A 15,847-nucleotide genomic window follows, 5' to 3' on the forward strand; every position below is an offset into this window, starting at 1 on the left:
CCAGGTTCACTTGAGCAGCACTCGCCGCTTGGTCAGCTCACCGTCGTCGCCACCCGGCCAGTGCAGTTCCACCAGTACCTCTGTATGAGTGCCGTCGAGCGACGGGCGGACCTGGAGCATGGCGAAGTTCTTCGAGCCGGCCATGGCGTACCAGCGCTCGCAGACAATGTCGTTGATCCCGGGCATGCTGCCGCCTGCACTGATCGCCAGCTTCAGCACCCCTGGCGCCGGCATCCGGGAAATGGCGCTGGAGGTGACCTGGAACACCTTGGCGGTCGGGTAGCGCTTGTGCAGCAGGCGGAACACTGCGGCGCAATGCACGTCGCCACTGAGGAACACCACCGGTTTGCCACTGCCGCCCAGGGTCGCGAACACCTGGTCGAGCAGGTGCTTGCGCTCGGCCTGGTTGGTCTTGTGGTCCCATTCATCCATGCAGTCGTCCTTGAACGAGCCGATGTCGGCGTAGTTGGTCACGGCATTGCGCCAATGCATGACTGGTACCGGCGACACCACGAACACCGCATCGGCAGCCTCGACCGCCGGGCTTCTCAGCCAGCTTGCGAAGCGCTTCATCTGCGCGCTGCCCAGCAGCTTGTACGGGTCGTCTGCCTCGACGTCGTGATGGCCACGCATGTCCAGCACGTAGAAGGCCGAGCGGCCCTGCTCGAAGGCGTAGTCCCACTGGCAGGCGTCGGGGTCGTTCAGGTCGATCGGCGTTGGCGGGTTGTGGCTGTGCTGGTACTCGTAGTACACCCGGCAGGCGGCTCGCCACATCAGATCGACGAGCATCTGGTTGGTCGCGGTGTTGTTGCTGCTCTCGAACAGCAGGGCGATGCGCTTGCGCCGCTCGGCATTGGTCAACGAGCCCCAGCCGTCCATGATCTCGTGGTCATCCCAGATCATGTACTGAGGCAGGCGCTCGTAGATTTCCCGCTGGCTGGGCACATTCCAGTAGACCCGGTAGAACCAACGGTAGAGGTTGCACAGGTAGCGCTCGATGCCAGGCTTGTCGTAGCCCTTGCCTTGCTTGTAGGCCTGCAGCAGTTCGTCCTTGTTGTCCTTTAGCCATTCCCAGATATCCAGGAAGCCGTTCTTCTTGTTGGTGTCCACGTACACCTGGTCGCCACCGCCGATGACGAAGGTGGCGCGCTGATCGGTCAGTTGTTGGTGCATCAGGGGCCAGGCTCCGGCGCTGCCGTCGGCGCTGATCGGATCGTGGCAGCTGTAGAAACCGAAGGTGAGGGTAGCAGGTGCCTGCGGCGGGGTGACGAAGAAGCGTGGGCGGTCGCCGCCGATCTCGGTGCGCCGGCCCACCTTGGCCGGGTCGCGTTCGTCGCTGATCAAGGCGTAGTAGTAGGTAGTGTCGGGTTTCAGCCCGTCGACATCGAACACCCCGGTCACGTCCGTCTCGAAGCTCAGCGTCTGGGCCTTGAGGTACACGGTCTTGATGCCCTGGCTCTTGAAGTACTGGGCCACGGGCAGGTCGCCCAGGCGAACCAGGTCGCCACGCAGTGGCTGGGCGCTCACCGCCAGGTACCAGGTCCCGGGGCGATACAGGCGTACCCACAGGCGAGTGCTGGTCGGCGTGGTGGCGCCGATCAGGGCGGCGCTGGAGAGTTTGGAATACTTGCTTTCGTTGGAGGTGGGGTCAAGCAGGGGCATGGGGCTCGTCCTGAGTGCGGGTCACGGTGTACCGGCCATTAAAGACCGGGTTTTGCCGTTTCGCTTGCCCAGGCCGCCCCATGCCAGGGGCAGGGGGCGTCAGCGGGCCTTGTCGCGCAGGGCGACAAAGCTGCGGCGCATGTCGCTGGCCCAGCCGTCGAGCACGGGCTTGACGTCCTCGAGGGTGAGCTTCTGGGTGTCGTTTTCCAGTTCCGTGCCGCTGCCCTTGCGCACCACCTGGGCCAGTACCTTCTGGTTGGCCCCATCCAGGAAGGCCGCTTCCACGGCGACCTTCACGTCCTGATCGCGGCCCCCGGCAGCGGTGTTAACCGCCGCGATCACCAGCGCGATGGGGATCACCTCGTAGGGCTTGAGGCCTTCGGTGCTGGTGGACACCGCCGTGATCGCCGGGCGCACCACGATGGTATTGGGCCCCGGGGCCTTGGCCAGGGTCAGCACGCTGCCCATCTCGCGGCGCATCGCCTCGTTGAAGTAGCGGGTGATCTGGCCCAGGGTCTGCGCCGAGATCACCTCGGTCGGTTGCGGCTTGGGGTAGAACTGGCTGGGTTCGATGAACACGTGGGTGTACTGGCTGGCCTTGACGTTCGGGTCGATCCAGCGCATCACTGGTACGCCAGAGGCACTTTCCGCCGGTTGCAGGCGGCTGTAGTCCTTGAGGAAGCCGGAATAGTCGCTGGGGTCGACGCGGTTGCTGGAGCAGGCGGTCAGCGCCAGCAGGGTAGCGCACAATAGGGTGACGCGGGGCAGTGCTTTCATGGGTTCGGCATCCTTGAGAGAGCGGCCAGAACAACGCTAGCAGGACATTACGAGTTGGCCAGTGGCCATGTGTTTGGATGGGGTACCGATGGCTACGAAGCCTTGAAAGCCCATATCGAGCCGTTTCCTACGCGGTTTGGTGAAAGCACTGGTTTTGCTATGGAGGCAACCCTTGGAAAATGTGCCCGTTACGGGTATGTTTTGGAACGTTCAGGATGAACATCTACAAGCGAAGGGCGTTTGCCCGATGGCAGGTAAGCGAAAATCTGCCCGACACAATGCTCTGCAAGGCGGTGGAGGAAATGCGTAACGGCCTAGTCGATGCAAGCCTGGGAGGCTTGCTGTTCAAGAAACGGATCGGTGGCGGCGCCAGCGGTAAGCGAGGAGGATATCGTACGTTGTTGTCCGCACGCATCGGCGATCGGTATGTCTTCTTGCATGGGTTCGCAAAGAATGAAAAAGCGAATGTAACGCCTGGTGAGCAGAAGGCCTTGCAGTTCGTGGGTCGGGTATTCCTGGAAATGTCAGTAGATGCCTTGGCCAAAGCGCTGGCCAGTAGTGTTTTGATGGAGGTCTGCTGTGAGCAGCAAACTGATTGAATCCTTGCGCGATGACCTATCCGCCCTGCACGAAGCAGGTGCGGTCGGCAAGGTCACGATGCGCGAGTTCGAAGCAATTTGTCCGGCGCCTGTCCGGGATTTCAACCCAGTGGATATCCGGCGTCTGCGCGAGGCGCTCAACTTCAGCCAGCCGGTGTTCGCGTTGCACCTGCATACAACGGCTTCCACCGTTCGCAAATGGGAACAGGGCGAAACGCGCCCCGCAGGACCGGCGCTGAAGCTGCTCAACGTGATCGCCAGCAAAGGGTTGCAAGCCATTCTTTGATCTGGCGGCCCGTGCGCACCCACCTGCGAACGGGCCGTCGACGTCAGCCCAACACCTCCCGCAGCCGATACCACAGCATCCCCAGGGCCAACAGTGGCGAGCGCAGGGCCTTGCCGCCGGGGAAGGTCAGGTGCGGCACGGCGCTGAACACGTCCAGTCCCTGGCTGTGGCCAACGGCGATGGACTCGGCCAGCAATCGTGCGGTCCAGTGGGTGACGTTCAGGCCATGCCCGGAATAGCCCTGGGCGTAATAGACATTGGGGTGCTGGCTCAGCCGGCCGACCTGGGGGAAGCGGTTGGCGGTGATGCCGATCATCCCACCCCACTGGTAGTCGATGCGCACATCGCCCAGCTGCGGGAATACCTTGAGCACCTTGGGCCGCATGTAGGCGGCGATGTCCTTCGGATCGCGCCCGGAATAGTGGCAGGCGCCGCCGAACAGCAGACGACGGTCGGCGGTCAGGCGGTAGTAGTCAAGCCCCACTTTCTGGTCGCACAGGGCCATGTTCTGCGGGATCAGCGCACGCGCCACGCGTTCGGGCAACGGCTCGGTGGCCACCACGTAGCTGCCGGCGGGCAGCACCTTGCCGCTCAGGCGCGGCTCCAGCTCGTCCAGGTGGGCATTGCAGCCCAGCACCAGGCGCTGGGCCCGGACCTTGCCGCGAGCACAGTGCAGGGTCACGGTAGGGCCATGTTCGATGCGCTGCACCGGGCTCTGCTCGAAGATCCGTACCCCCAGCTGCGCTGCGGCGCGGGCCTCGCCCTGGACCAGGTCCAACGGGTGCAGGTGGCCCGAGCCCATGTCCACCAGGCCGCCGGCGTACTGGTCGCTGGCGACCACCTCGTGGATTCGCTCGGGGCTCACCAGGCGGGTCTGGTGGCGATAGCCGAGCGCGGCCAGGTCGTCCTGTTCGTCCTTGAAGGCGGCGAACTGCGCCGGGGTGTTGGCCAGTTCGCAGAAGCCCCAGCGCAGGTCGCATTCGATGCCGTAGCGGGCGATGCGCTCGGCGACCAGTTCGACCGAATCGATGCCGGCCTGCTTGAGGTAGCGCACGCCGTCCTGGCCGACGTAGCGGGCAAAGCCGCTGACGTCGTGGCCGATGCCGCGGATCAGTTGCCCGCCGTTGCGCCCGCTGGCGCCCCAGCCGATGCGCCGGGCCTCCAGCAGGACCACCGAGAGCCCGCGCTCGGCCAGTTCAAGGGCGGTGTTGACGCCCGTCAGGCCGCCACCGACCACGCAGACATCGGCGCAAAGCTCGCCCTCGAGCGCGGGGTAGGGTGCGCTGTGGCGCGCCGTGGCGGCGTAGTAGGACGCGGTGTGTTGGGTAGTGTGCATGACGGGCTCGGCTCAACGGTTGGACTTAATATCGCTCCAGGAGCGGGTCATCAGGCGCATGATCTTCGGGCTCTGGGTGGTGGACACATAGAGCTTGTCCAGTACCGCCTGGGGCGGGTAGACCTCGGGGTTGTTCACCAGCGCCGTGTCCATGTGCGCCTGGGCGTCGGGGTTGGCATTGGCGTAGCCTACGCTGGCACTGACCTTGGCGATCACCTGCGGGTCGAGCAGGTAGTTGATGAAGGCCAGGGCCTGTTCGGGGTTGGCCGCGTCCTTGGGAATCGCCAGCAGGTCGAACCACAGGTTGCTGCCTTCCTTGGGAATGCTGTAGGCGATCTTCACGCCATTGCCGGCCTCTTCGGCGCGCTGGGCGGCCTGGAACACATCGCCGGAGTAACCGAAGGCCACGCAGATGTTGCCGTTGGCCAGGTCCGAAACGTACTTGGAAGAATGGAAGTAGGTCACGTAGGGGCGTACCGCCATCAGCTTGGCCTTGGCCTTGGCGTAGTCGCCTGGGGCTTCGCTGCGCGGGTCCAGGCCCATGTAGTTGAGTACGGCCGGGAACAACTCATCGGGCGAATCCATGAAGGCGACGCCGCACTGCTTGAGCTTTTCGAGGTTCTGCGGCTCGAACAGGACCGCCCAGGAATCGACATGGTCGATACCCAGCGCCGCCTTCACCTTGTCGACGTTGTAGCCGATGCCGTTGGTGCCCCACAGGTAGGGGACAGCGTACTGGTTACCGGGGTCGTTCTGCTCCAGTTGCTTGAGCAACGTCGGGTCCAGGTGCTTCCAGTTCGGCAACTTGGCGCGGTCGAGCGGCATGAAGGCGCCGGCCTTGGCCTGGCGGGCGAGGAAATGGTTGGAGGGCACCACCACGTCGTAGCCGGTGCGCCCGGCAAGCAGCTTGCCCTCCAGGGTTTCGTTGGAGTCGAACACGTCGTACACCACCTTGATGCCGGTGCTGGCCTGGAAGTCGGCCAAGGTGGTGCTGCCGATGTAGTCGGTCCAGTTGTAGACCTTGACCTCGGGCTGGGCCTGGGCGGCTGCGCCGAACAGCAGGGTGAGCGCGGCGGGAATCAGGGTTTGCAGATAACGCATGTCGACACCTCGTTTGGCTTTGTTGTTTACGGTGTTGTTTCGGAGCTGGCGGGCGAAGGCCCCGTGAAAGCGGGCTTTCGCGCCGCTGTCACAGGCGTCCTGCGTCAGACGCTCAGCAGCAGGAATTCACGCTCCCACGAGCTGATCACGCGCTTGAAGTTCTCGTGCTCGGCGCGCTTGACCGCCACGTAGCCCTGGACGAACTGCCGGCCCAGGTACTGGTGCAGGATCTGGCAGTCTTCCATGTGCTGCAGCGCATCCTCGATGGTGATCGGCAGGCGCAGGTTGCGCCGCTCATAGGCGCGGCCCTGCACCGGCGCGCTCGGCTCGATCCGCTCGACCATGCCCAGGTAGCCACACAACAGGCTTGCGGCGATCGCCAGGTACGGGTTGGCGTCGGCGCCGGGCAGGCGGTTCTCCACGCGCATGGCTTCGGGGATGGAGGTCGGCACGCGCAGGCCGGCGGTGCGATTTTCCTCGCCCCATTCGACGTTCACCGGTGCCGAGGTGTCCGGCAGGAAGCGGCGGAACGAGTTGACATTCGGTGCGAACATCGGCAGCACCTTGGGGATGTACTTCTGTAGGCCGCCGATGTGGTACAGGAACAGCTCGCTCTTGCTGCCGTCATCGTTGGCGAAGATCGGCTTGCCGGTGGCAATGTCGACCACGCTCTGGTGCAGGTGCATGGCGCTGCCCGGTTCGTCGGTGATCGGCTTGGCCATGAAGGTGGCCGTGACGTTGTGCTTGAGCGCCGCCTCGCGCAGGGTGCGCTTGAACACGGTGATCTGGTCGGCCAGGTCCAGGGCGTCGCCGTGGCGGAAATTGATCTCCATCTGCGCCGGGCCGTCTTCGTGGATCAGCGTGTCCAGGTCCAGGCCCTGGAGTTCGCACCAGTCGTAGACGTCCTCGAACAGCGGGTCGAATTCGTTGGCCGCATCGATGGAGAACGACTGCCGGCCGCTCTCGGCACGGCCCGAGCGCCCCAGCGGCACCTGCAGGGGCAGGTCCGGGTCTTCGCAGCGCTGGGTCAGGTAGAACTCCATTTCCGGGGCCACGATCGGCTGCCAGCCTTTGTCGGCATACAGCTTGAGCACCTTCTTGAGCACGTTGCGTGGCGACAGCTCGATCGGGTTGCCATGCTTGTCGAAGGTGTCGTGGATGACGATCGCGGTGGGTTCGATCGCCCAGGGAATCTGGTACACCGCCGCAGGGTCGGGGCGGCAGACCATATCGATGTCGGCGGCATCGAGCAGGTCGTAGTAGATGTCGTCATCGACGTAGTCGCCGGTGACCGTCTGCAGCAGCACGCTCTCCGGCAGGCGCATGCCGCGCTCATGGAGGAACTTGGCGGTGGGGGCGATCTTGCCGCGGGCGATGCCGGTCAGGTCGCTGATCACGCATTCGACTTCGGTGATCCGGTGTTCTTTCAGCCAGGCGGACAGCTGATCGAAGGGGGCGTTCATACAGACCTCTTGGTTGGGTTTTGTGGGCGAGTCCGCGTTGGAATCTTCCCAGGCGACGCGCTGAGGTCTATCTTGGTCGCAGCCCCTCGGGGCGATCTATCCACTTTCTTCGCGAACAAATGCACCAAAAGAGTGCATAAGGGACGAGCGCGTGACAACGGCCAATGCCTTGCAGGTCCAGGCTTTCCATACTCATGACGTGACCGAACAGGTGCGCGCCACCCCGGGGTGGCAGCAGCAATACCGGCAGATGTCCCCCGGGCATTTCAACGGCCAGCTGCGTTGCCTGGGGCTCGATGGCGTGGAGGTTTACGAAGAGTGCCTGAACACGCGGGTCGAGCAGTTCTTCCGCGCGCCGAGCGGGTCGTTGGCGTTCTGCTTCGACCGCAGCGACAACAGTCTCTACCTGCTCAACGAAGACAGCCGCAATATCTGGATCACCCCGGAGAACTACCAGGAAGTGGCGGTGGTCTTCGACCAGGCGTTCATGGCACGTCATGGGTTGAACCTGGAGCGGCTGGACGGGTTGTTCATGGTGCCCCTCGGCAGTGGGCAGAACGCCTTGTTCGGCAGTTGGCTGAGCGCGACCCTCACGCGCCTGGGCGATGCCAATTACCCGCTGGAGGGCAAGGCGCTGGCCGAGCAGCTGTTGGAAGACTGCCTGTTCATCCTCGACAACGCCTGCCAGCGCCTTCAGGGCGATGCCCTGGGGCGGCGTGACGAAGAGCGGACGATCATGCGCCGGGTCAGCGAATGGGCGGCCGATTGCCCAGAAGAAACCCTCAACTTGATGGAGCTGGCCGATGTGGCCGGGGTGTCGTTGCGTCAGTTGCAACAGGCGTTCAAGGCCTTCACCGACATGCCGCCGGGGCAGTGGCTGCGGCTGCGCAGGCTCAACGGGGCCAGGCGTGACCTGCTACGCCATGGCGCCGGGGACGTGACCGTGGCCGAGGTGGCGATGCGTTGGTCGTTCTGGCACCTGGGGCGGTTTTCCGAAAGCTATCGGGAGCTGTTCAAGGAGTTGCCGAGCGAGACCCTCAGGCGTTCGCCATAGCCGCTCCGGTGTCTATGAGATCGAGCGCCGCCCGCGCGGCGCTCGATTCCACAGGCGCCAAAGCTACCCCGGCGAATATATGCCAGAATCAGTTGCGATCCAGCCACACGGTCTGCACGTTGCAGAACTCGCGTACGCCGAAATGCGACAGTTCCCGCCCAAAGCCGCTCTTCTTCACACCGCCAAAGGCCACGCGGGGGTCGGAGGCGCAGTAGCCGTTGATGAACACGCCACCGGTATCCAGCGCCGCGGTCATGCGCTCGGCCAAAGCCAGGTCGGCGGTGTAGAGGGTCGCGGCCAGGCCGAACTCGCTGTCGTTGGCCAGTTCGACGGCATGGTCTGCGTCCCGAGCAGTGACGATCGCCGCCACCGGGCCGAACAGTTCCTGTTTGAAGGCGGTCATGTGCGGGGTAACGTCGCCGAACACGGTGGGTTCGTAGTAGTTGCCCACGCCTTCGGCCTTCTTGCCGCCCAACAGCAGGGTCGCGCCTTCGGCAAGGGTCGCCTGGACCTGGCCGTCGAGTTCGTCGCGTAGGTCGAAACGGGCCATCGGGCCGATGTAGGTGTCGTCATCCAGCGGGTTGCCGATCTTGAGCTGGCGGGTGGCTTCGACGAACTTTTGCGTGAACGCTTCGACGATGCCTTGCTCGACGATCATGCGCTTGGCAGCCGCGCAGACCTGGCCGGTGTTCTGGTAGCGACCGATGACCGCCGCCTTGACTGCAGCGTCGAGGTCAGCGTCAGCCAGGACGATGAACGGGTCGGAGCCGCCCAGTTCCAGCACGCATTTCTTCAGCGCGGCCCCGGCCTGGGCACCGATGGCCATGCCGGCCCGCACGCTGCCGGTGAGGGTGACCGCGGCGATGCGCGGGTCATTGATGGCGCGGGTAACCCCTTCAGGCGTGACGTTGATCACCTCGAACACGCCTTCCGGCAAGCCGGCCTGCTTGAACAAATCGAGCAGCAGGTAGGCGCTGCCCATCACGTTCGGTGCGTGCTTGAGCACATAGGTGTTGCCGGCCAGCAGCGCCGGTACGGCGCCCCGCAGCACTTGCCAGACCGGGAAGTTCCACGGCATCACGGCGAGGATCGGGCCCATCGGGCGGTACTCGATGCGGGCCTTTTCGATCTGGGTCGGCTCCGGCGCGAGCATGGCCGGGCCGTGTTCGGCGTACCACTGGCACAAGCCTACGCACTTGCTGACTTCGCCACGGGCCTGGGTGATCGGCTTGCCGATTTCGCGGCTGATCATCTGCGCGAAGGTTTCGTGCCGGGCCTGCAGGGCAGCGGCCAGGGCGAGCAGGTATTCGCTGCGCTGACCCGGCGACACCTGGCGCCAGTGGCCGAAGCCTGCCTTGGCGCGTTGCAACGCTGCTTCCAGTGCGGCGTCGGTATCGAAGGGGTAGTGGCCGATCCGCTCGCCACTGTGTGGGTCGATGGAAATGGCGTGGGTCAGGCTGCTGATCTCGCTCATGGCGGGCTCCTCATTGTTGTGTCCAGCGAGCGCCCAGACTAGTGGCGTGCAACCTTAATGAAAACTGAATAATAATGAGCGAAACATTCACGAATGGAGAAAGCCTGTGGACCTGGTGCAACTGGAAATCTTCAAGGCCGTCGCCGAGCACGGCAGCATCAGCGCGGCCGCCCAGCAGATCCACCGGGTGCCTTCGAACCTCACCACGCGGATCAAGCAATTGGAGGAAGACCTGGGCGTCGACCTGTTCATCCGCGAGAAAAGCCGCTTGCGCCTGTCGCCTGCCGGGTGGAACTTCCTCGAGTACACCCGGCGCATCCTCGACCTGGTGCACGAGGCGCGCCTGACCGTGGCGGGAGAGGACCCACAGGGCACCTTCGCCCTGGGCTCGCTGGAAAGTACCGCTGCGGTGCGCATCCCCGGGCTGCTGGCGGCTTACAACCAGCGCTACCCGAAGGTCGACTTGGATCTGTCCACCGGGCCGTCGGGGACCATGCTCGAAGGCGTGTTGTCCGGGCGCTTGGTGGCGGCATTCGTCGATGGCCCGGTGTTGCACCCCACCTTGGAGGGCATGCCGGTTTTCCAGGAGGAGATGGTCATCATCGCACCGCTCAATCATGCCCCGGTGGGCCGTGCCCGCGATGTGAACGGCGAGAGCATCTATGCCTTTCGCGCCAACTGCTCCTACCGCCACCATTTCGAGAACTGGTTCGTCCAGGACCAGGCGGTGCCGGGCAAGATCCATGAAATGGAGTCCTACCACGGCATGCTGGCCTGCGTGAGCGCCGGTGCCGGGCTTGCCTTGATGCCCCGCAGCATGCTCGACAGCATGCCCGGTTGCAGCACGGTGAGCGTCTGGCCGCTGTCGGAGGACTTTCGCTACCTCAGGACCTGGCTGGTCTGGCGCCGGGGCACGGTGTCGCGCAGCCTGAGCATGTTCATCAAACTGCTCGAGGAGCGCCGCGCCGCCTGACAGACGGCCCTGCCGGGCTCGAACGCCGCTGCGGGTGCGGCGTCGAACATTGTGTAGACCATCCCTCGAGGGAGGAATGCACCATGCGCAACCATCATTTCGGCTTGTGCGCGGCGCTGCTGGTGGCCCTGGTCATGCCCTGGACCTTGGCCGCCGCGGCCGACCTGAACGCACCGATCGACCCGCAAGGCGTGCACCTGCAGCCGCAGGAACAGAACGGCGTGCGCTACCTGCAGGGTGGTATCGGCCAGGACGAAGCCAATGCCCTGCGTCGTACCCCGGGCTATGACCTGCACGTTACCCTGTCGATCGGCCCGGAAGGCAAGTTCCAGAGCGGCGCCGCCGTGGACATCCAGAATGCCCAGGGCCAGTCGGTGCTGGCATTGCAGGATGTTGGCCCATTGCTGTTCGTGCAGTTGCCGCCAGGGCAGTACCGCGTGACCGGTACCGCCGACGGCGAAACCGTGCAGCAGCAAGTGGCAGTGGACGGCAAGGCGCCGGCCAATGTGAACCTGCACTGGCGTTAGGGCTCGCCCGAAAAAGAGTGGAGCACACATGTACTCCATGGATTCAGCAGCCAAGGCTCGATCCGGCGTCACACGGCGCCACGGATCGGGCCTATATTTTTTGAACGATCCTGAATCCTCGCCCTTCTGATACTTCAGAGCGTGCCTGCCGGAGCATGGCCATGAACCTGGACGTCCAGTTGCAATCCCTGCATGACCGCGGATACGTACTGATTTCGGGCGTACTCGACCCGCTGCGCATTGCCTTGCTGCGTTGTGCCATCGACGACCTGCAACCGCTGCACTGGGATTACCAGGGCCTGCTCGAACACTACAAGTGCGTATTCAACCGGGACCCGTTGTGGCTGTCGTTTCTCGACCTGCCACCCCTGATCGAGCTGGCTGAAGCGGTGCTGGGCGCCGATTGCCATGTGATCGGCCAGACAGCCTGGCGCAGCCATCCGGGGTACCCCGGCATGGGGCTGCACCTGGACTATCTGCCGATGGAAATGCCTGACTGGATACGTGCCCGTGAGGACTTCAGCCAACCGGCGCAGATCCTTACCGCCCAGGTGTACCTGTGCGATATCGACGAGGCCGTGGGGCCGACCTGGGTCGTGCCTGGCAGCCACCGGGCCGCCCGCCCGCCCCGCGATGGCGAGGACAGCTGGCTGGGGCAGGGCGCACGGGCGTTGCTGTGCCAGGCGGGTGACGCATTGGTCTTTCGCAGCGATGTCTGGCACAGCGGCGGGGCCAACAGCAGTGGCGGGCGAGTCCGCGACATGCTCCAGGTGCACTATGGCCGGCGCATGGTCGCGCAGAAGTTTTCGCCTTACTTGACGTGGCGGTTCAATCCCGAAGTCGTGGAAGAAGCGACACCGCGACAACGAAGGTTGTTGGGAGAACACCAAGAATCGGTCTATGACTGAAAATGCATTGCTGACAAAAATGCAACAGTCTGTTGTCGACCTTAGTGGCAAATGAGTTTCAACTTTTTGTTTAACTGGTCGATAATCCAAAAAGTATTACGCCTTGTTACTTGGTTGGATGCACCAGGTTCGACAAGCAAGAACGAGGGGCACGAGCCCCCGACTGGCAACAAGCCGGCAGGCAATGCACCGGCTTGTCCGTGAAGACCATCAGGAGATGTCATTGATGAAAACCCGTCTCGCCGCTTCGCTGGCCGCCGCCGTCCTGGCTTTGGCCGGCGCCAACATGGCCCAGGCCGCACAAGTGTCCGGCGCCGTTGGTGCCACCGGCCAAGGCGACATGACCTACCGCATCGGCCTTTCGTTCGACTGGGACAAGAAGTGGTTCGAAAGCAACACTGGCCATCTGACCGGCTATTGGGATGCGGCCTACACGTACTGGGAGGGCGGTGAAGCCAGTGGTGCCCACTCGCTGTCGTTCAGCCCGGTGTTCGTCTATGAATTCAGCGGCTTCACCTATACCCCGTTCATCGAGGCGGGTATCGGCCTCGCCGCATTCTCCAAGACCGATGTTGGCGACCAGCGCCTGGGTTCTTCGGTCAACTTCGAAGACCGCATCGGCTTTGGTCTCAAGTTGCCGCAAGAACAGAAAATCGGTATTCGCGCGATGCACTATTCCAATGCTGGTCTGAAACAGCCGAACGACGGTATCGAATCGTACTCGCTGTACTACAGCAAAGGCTTCTGACCGCCTCTATGTAGGAGCGGCCTTGTGCCGCGAAAAGGCTGCGCAGCAGCCCCGAGCCTGCTGACAAGTGGGCAGGTTTACGGCTGCTGCGCAGCCGATCGCGGCACAAGGCCGCTCCTACAGGGACGTATGATGCGAGACCTGTAGCAGCGGGCTTGCTACGCGATTGGGGCTATAGCCTCACCGCACCGCCTTGATCGCCAGCACATTGCACAGCGGGTGTTCCACCACATGCGCCGTGGTCCCACCGAGGAACGTCTGCATCGCATCGTGCCGGTGGCTGCCCATGACGATCACGTCCACCCGGCTTTGGCTGACGAATTGGGCGATCGCCCGTATGGCCGGCCCTTCGAGAAAATGCCTGCGCTCCAGGTCGATCTGGTGATGATCGCCCAGGCGGTTGAAGGCTGCCCGCTGGGCGGTGCGCACGCTGCCCTCGAAGCCTGGCATGGTCACGGTACCGGCACCGAAGTCGGCAATATGTGTCTTGGCCGCATCGCAGACGTGCAACAGGTGCAGTTCGGCGTTGCATTGCAAGGCCAGGGCATGGGCACAGCGGATGACCTGTTCGTCCAGGTGCTCGGTACCTTCGTGGCAGTTCAGATCTACCGCAGCGGCGATCTGCCGGGGCAGCGGCAGGCGGATATCGCTGACCAGGTGCACGGCGATGGGGCTGTCCTTGAGCAGTTGCCAGTCCAGGGGCGTCACCAGCAGGCGCTTGAGCACCGGCTCGTGCTGTACATCCTTGACCAGCAGGTCGCAGCCCAGGCGTTCGACCTGTTCCAGCACGCTGCCCAACGGGTCGCGGGTGAGTAGCAGCTCGGTGGACACATCCAGCCCGGCGTTGCGTAGCTGCTCGGCCTCGTCGGCCAACCATTGACGGTTGTGTTCGAGCAGGCGCTCACGTTCGCGACTGTCGCTCATCAGGCCGAAGGTGTCGACATCGTCGACGAACACGTTGATATCCAGCAGTGCGCCGCTGGACTCGGCCAGCGCCGCCGCCCGCTGCAGGGCAGGGGTGTGGCGCATCTGCGGTCCGAGCATGACGAACAATCGCTTGAACTGGCTCATCTCATACCTCCACGTGCGGCAGCCCCCATTCCTGCCAGCGCTGGTTGTCCGGGCCAAATGGCCGAATCCCTCATTCAGTCTAGACCCTGCCGGCCGACCAGCCGGCGCGTCGGGACCTGGGGTATGATGCGAACCCTTTCTCCACATCGAGGCCCGATCCATGTCCCTGAGCGTTGAACAGATTGGCGAATTCCGCGCCTTCGCCGAGCAGTTGGCCGATGCCGCCGCCGAGGCGATCCAGCCGTATTTCCGTGCAAGCCTGGACGTCGAGGACAAGGGCGGGCGTCTGTACGATCCGGTGACCGTGGCCGACAAAGCCGCCGAAGACGCCATGCGCACGCAGATCCTGGCCCGTTACCCGGAGCATGGCATTCTCGGCGAGGAACACGGCGCGGCCGTCGGCAGCAGCCCGCTGACCTGGGTCCTGGACCCGATCGATGGCACCCGCGCCTTCATCACCGGCCTGCCGCTGTGGGGCACGCTGATCGCCCTGAACGACGGTACCCGCCCGGTCGTGGGGGTGATGAACCAGCCCTTCACCGGCGAACGTTTCGTCGGCACCCCCGCCGGCGCCTGGCGCAGTGGTACGCCGCTCAAGACCCGGGCCTGTGCCGACCTGGCCGCGGCCACATTGATGTGCACCACCCCTGACATGTTCGACACGCCCGAGCGCAAGGCAGCCTTCGAAGCCGTGGCGCAGAAGGCGCGGCTGATGCGCTACGGTGGCGACTGCTATGCGTATTGCATGCTGGCCTCGGGCTTCGTCGATGTGATCGTCGAGGCCAGCCTGCAGCCGTACGATGTGCAGGCGCTGATGCCGATCATCGAAGGTGCCGGCGGGGTGATCACTGCCTGGGATGGCAGCTCGGCGCAAAATGGCGGTTGCGTGGTGGCGTGTGGCGACCCGGCGCTGCATGCGCAGGTGGTGGAGATGTTGCGTCACGCCATGTAGCAGCGGGGCGCTTTGCAGCCCCAATCGCGAGGCCTGGAGGGAGTCTTGCATCGCGATTGGGGCTGCAAGGTAGTCCCGGCGTGTTGCCCACCATCGCACTTTTTCGCATTTACGGGCTCTATCCATGGCCAGGCTGGGCCGATGTCCGCCCCAGCCGTTGACCCCAGACCCCGGTGCCGATGGTTGTATCACTGCTGAAACCTTCCTTGCGCCTGCTCTTGGCAGGCGCCACGCTCGCCCTGTGCGCCTGTACCCAGGAGCAAGGCCGCGACATCATCACCCAGTTCGGTGACGGCAAGCCCAGCGAGCTGTTCCAGACCAGCGTCGATCGCATGGCGACCCTGGCCATGCGCGACAACCTGCAGAGCTTGTACCTGTTGATGAACAAGCTCTACCAGCGCAACCCCAGCCAATGGAAACTGTCCGGCTACCTCGATGCCGCCACTGCCGAGCGGCAGATCCGCGTGGCCATTGAGCAGCGTCAGCCCTTGCCTCAGCTGGGCAACCGCCGTGACCTGGCGGCCTTGAGCTACGCCTTGAGCCCGGAATTTCGCGGCGACCGGGTAGGGGCGTTCATCTACGCCATCGGCAGCATGGTGATCACTGCCCACGGCGGGCGCACCGAGTTCTATATGACCGACACCATCGACCCGCTGTTCGTCAACAATGCTGCGCGCAACATCGAGAAGGCCACCTGGATGCTCAGCCAGCGCCAGGATGCCAACGGGGTGTTGCTGCTGTTCTCCAACGAGATTTCCGAAGAAGGCAGCAACCTGAGCTTCGCCGTGGAGTTCGGCAAGATCGTGGCGCGGCTGGACCTGCTGGCCCAGATGCTCGACGAACGCTACCGGCGCATCGGCCTGAACTACGCCCAGAGCCTGTTGCTGATGAACTTCCTGCCGGTGCAGTAGCGCCT

General features: G+C 64.0%; 16 protein-coding genes. 9 read left to right on the forward strand and 7 right to left on the reverse strand.

Annotated features, from left to right (window positions below; genetic code table 11):
- Nucleotides 1–6: 6 nt before the first annotated feature.
- Both K8374_RS11745 and K8374_RS11750 read right to left on the reverse strand, forming a co-directional pair.
- On the reverse strand, nucleotides 7–1,662 hold the full coding sequence (locus K8374_RS11745; RefSeq protein ID WP_224459184.1) for an alkaline phosphatase D family protein: 1,656 nt from the start codon (nucleotides 1,660–1,662) through the stop codon (nucleotides 7–9).
- A 99-nt stretch (nucleotides 1,663–1,761) separates the two neighbouring features.
- Nucleotides 1,762–2,439 (reverse strand): DUF3313 domain-containing protein, encoded by a 678-nt coding sequence (locus tag K8374_RS11750; RefSeq protein ID WP_224459185.1) that lies wholly within the window; start codon nucleotides 2,437–2,439, stop codon nucleotides 1,762–1,764.
- A gap of 215 nt (nucleotides 2,440–2,654) precedes the next feature.
- On the opposite strand from K8374_RS11750, the gene K8374_RS11755 reads away from it, so the two are divergent.
- Together K8374_RS11755 and K8374_RS11760 are read left to right on the forward strand one after the other, a co-directional pair.
- Complete coding sequence (locus tag K8374_RS11755) at nucleotides 2,655–3,038, forward strand: type II toxin-antitoxin system RelE/ParE family toxin (protein WP_224459186.1); 384 nt, start codon at nucleotides 2,655–2,657, stop codon at nucleotides 3,036–3,038.
- On the forward strand, nucleotides 3,019–3,324 hold the full coding sequence (locus K8374_RS11760) for a helix-turn-helix domain-containing protein (protein WP_224459187.1): 306 nt from the start codon (nucleotides 3,019–3,021) through the stop codon (nucleotides 3,322–3,324). Before K8374_RS11755 ends, K8374_RS11760 begins: the two co-directional genes overlap by 20 nt.
- A gap of 43 nt (nucleotides 3,325–3,367) precedes the next feature.
- On the opposite strand, the gene K8374_RS11765 is transcribed toward K8374_RS11760, so the two are convergent.
- The 3 genes from K8374_RS11765 to K8374_RS11775 all read right to left on the reverse strand — a co-directional run bounded on the left by K8374_RS11765 (nucleotide 3,368) and on the right by K8374_RS11775 (nucleotide 7,224).
- On the reverse strand, nucleotides 3,368–4,660 hold the full coding sequence (locus K8374_RS11765; protein ID WP_224459188.1) for an NAD(P)/FAD-dependent oxidoreductase: 1,293 nt from the start codon (nucleotides 4,658–4,660) through the stop codon (nucleotides 3,368–3,370).
- A gap of 12 nt (nucleotides 4,661–4,672) precedes the next feature.
- Nucleotides 4,673–5,761: a polyamine ABC transporter substrate-binding protein gene (locus K8374_RS11770; RefSeq protein WP_224459189.1), complete on the reverse strand. Its 1,089-nt coding sequence runs from the start codon at nucleotides 5,759–5,761 to the stop codon at nucleotides 4,673–4,675.
- 104 nt (nucleotides 5,762–5,865) lie between these two features.
- The gene (locus K8374_RS11775) at nucleotides 5,866–7,224 is read right to left on the reverse strand and encodes a glutamine synthetase family protein (RefSeq protein WP_224459190.1); all 1,359 of its coding nucleotides are present in this window, start codon (nucleotides 7,222–7,224) and stop codon (nucleotides 5,866–5,868) included.
- A 151-nt stretch (nucleotides 7,225–7,375) separates the two neighbouring features.
- Between K8374_RS11775 and K8374_RS11780 the strand changes: the two genes are divergently transcribed.
- Nucleotides 7,376–8,278 carry a helix-turn-helix domain-containing protein gene (locus tag K8374_RS11780; protein ID WP_224459191.1) on the forward strand — a complete coding sequence of 301 codons (903 nt, stop codon included), beginning with the start codon at nucleotides 7,376–7,378 and terminating at the stop codon, nucleotides 8,276–8,278.
- Between the two features lie 88 nt (nucleotides 8,279–8,366).
- On the opposite strand, the gene K8374_RS11785 is transcribed toward K8374_RS11780, so the two are convergent.
- A complete protein-coding gene (locus tag K8374_RS11785; protein ID WP_224459192.1) occupies nucleotides 8,367–9,752 on the reverse strand; it encodes an aldehyde dehydrogenase family protein in 1,386 nt (461 codons plus the stop codon).
- Nucleotides 9,753–9,858: 106 nt separating this feature from the next.
- Here K8374_RS11785 and ptrR point away from each other — a divergent pair, with 106 nt between their 5' ends.
- The 4 genes from ptrR to K8374_RS11805 all read left to right on the forward strand — a co-directional run bounded on the left by ptrR (nucleotide 9,859) and on the right by K8374_RS11805 (nucleotide 12,908).
- Nucleotides 9,859–10,725 carry a putrescine utilization regulator PtrR gene (gene ptrR / locus K8374_RS11790; protein ID WP_224459193.1) on the forward strand — a complete coding sequence of 289 codons (867 nt, stop codon included), beginning with the start codon at nucleotides 9,859–9,861 and terminating at the stop codon, nucleotides 10,723–10,725.
- 83 nt (nucleotides 10,726–10,808) lie between these two features.
- Entirely contained in the window at nucleotides 10,809–11,252 is a 444-nt protein-coding gene (locus tag K8374_RS11795) for a carboxypeptidase regulatory-like domain-containing protein (RefSeq protein WP_224459194.1), read from the forward strand.
- Between the two features lie 161 nt (nucleotides 11,253–11,413).
- Nucleotides 11,414–12,160, forward strand: a complete 747-nt coding sequence (locus tag K8374_RS11800) for a phytanoyl-CoA dioxygenase family protein (protein ID WP_224459195.1) — start codon at nucleotides 11,414–11,416, stop codon at nucleotides 12,158–12,160.
- A 286-nt stretch (nucleotides 12,161–12,446) separates the two neighbouring features.
- On the forward strand, nucleotides 12,447–12,908 hold the full coding sequence (locus K8374_RS11805) for an acyloxyacyl hydrolase (RefSeq protein WP_411969637.1): 462 nt from the start codon (nucleotides 12,447–12,449) through the stop codon (nucleotides 12,906–12,908).
- A 180-nt stretch (nucleotides 12,909–13,088) separates the two neighbouring features.
- On the opposite strand, the gene K8374_RS11810 is transcribed toward K8374_RS11805, so the two are convergent.
- Nucleotides 13,089–13,979 (reverse strand): universal stress protein, encoded by an 891-nt coding sequence (locus K8374_RS11810; protein ID WP_224459196.1) that lies wholly within the window; start codon nucleotides 13,977–13,979, stop codon nucleotides 13,089–13,091.
- 160 nt (nucleotides 13,980–14,139) lie between these two features.
- On the opposite strand from K8374_RS11810, the gene hisN reads away from it, so the two are divergent.
- Entirely contained in the window at nucleotides 14,140–14,931 is a 792-nt protein-coding gene (gene hisN / locus K8374_RS11815) for a histidinol-phosphatase (protein ID WP_224459197.1), read from the forward strand.
- 179 nt (nucleotides 14,932–15,110) lie between these two features.
- Nucleotides 15,111–15,842: a hypothetical protein gene (locus tag K8374_RS11820; protein ID WP_224459198.1), complete on the forward strand. Its 732-nt coding sequence runs from the start codon at nucleotides 15,111–15,113 to the stop codon at nucleotides 15,840–15,842.
- The last annotated feature ends 5 nt before the right edge of the window (nucleotides 15,843–15,847 follow it).

This window comes from Pseudomonas sp. p1(2021b) (assembly GCF_020151015.1).
Taxonomy (GTDB): Bacteria; Pseudomonadota; Gammaproteobacteria; order Pseudomonadales; family Pseudomonadaceae; genus Aquipseudomonas; species Aquipseudomonas putida_K.

Coding starts and splice junctions, on each gene's coding strand:
- K8374_RS11745 (WP_224459184.1), bottom strand. CDS start 1,662: ATGCCCCTGCTTGACCCCACCTCCAACGAAAGCAAGTATTCCAAACTC.
- K8374_RS11750 (WP_224459185.1), bottom strand. CDS start 2,439: ATGAAAGCACTGCCCCGCGTCACCCTATTGTGCGCTACCCTGCTGGCG.
- K8374_RS11755 (WP_224459186.1), top strand. CDS start 2,655: ATGAACATCTACAAGCGAAGGGCGTTTGCCCGATGGCAGGTAAGCGAA.
- K8374_RS11765 (WP_224459188.1), bottom strand. CDS start 4,660: ATGCACACTACCCAACACACCGCGTCCTACTACGCCGCCACGGCGCGC.
- K8374_RS11770 (WP_224459189.1), bottom strand. CDS start 5,761: ATGCGTTATCTGCAAACCCTGATTCCCGCCGCGCTCACCCTGCTGTTC.
- K8374_RS11775 (WP_224459190.1), bottom strand. CDS start 7,224: ATGAACGCCCCCTTCGATCAGCTGTCCGCCTGGCTGAAAGAACACCGG.
- K8374_RS11785 (WP_224459192.1), bottom strand. CDS start 9,752: ATGAGCGAGATCAGCAGCCTGACCCACGCCATTTCCATCGACCCACAC.
- K8374_RS11795 (WP_224459194.1), top strand. CDS start 10,809: ATGCGCAACCATCATTTCGGCTTGTGCGCGGCGCTGCTGGTGGCCCTG.
- K8374_RS11800 (WP_224459195.1), top strand. CDS start 11,414: ATGAACCTGGACGTCCAGTTGCAATCCCTGCATGACCGCGGATACGTA.
- K8374_RS11805 (WP_411969637.1), top strand. CDS start 12,447: ATGGCCCAGGCCGCACAAGTGTCCGGCGCCGTTGGTGCCACCGGCCAA.
- K8374_RS11810 (WP_224459196.1), bottom strand. CDS start 13,979: ATGAGCCAGTTCAAGCGATTGTTCGTCATGCTCGGACCGCAGATGCGC.
- hisN (WP_224459197.1), top strand. CDS start 14,140: ATGTCCCTGAGCGTTGAACAGATTGGCGAATTCCGCGCCTTCGCCGAG.
- K8374_RS11820 (WP_224459198.1), top strand. CDS start 15,111: ATGGTTGTATCACTGCTGAAACCTTCCTTGCGCCTGCTCTTGGCAGGC.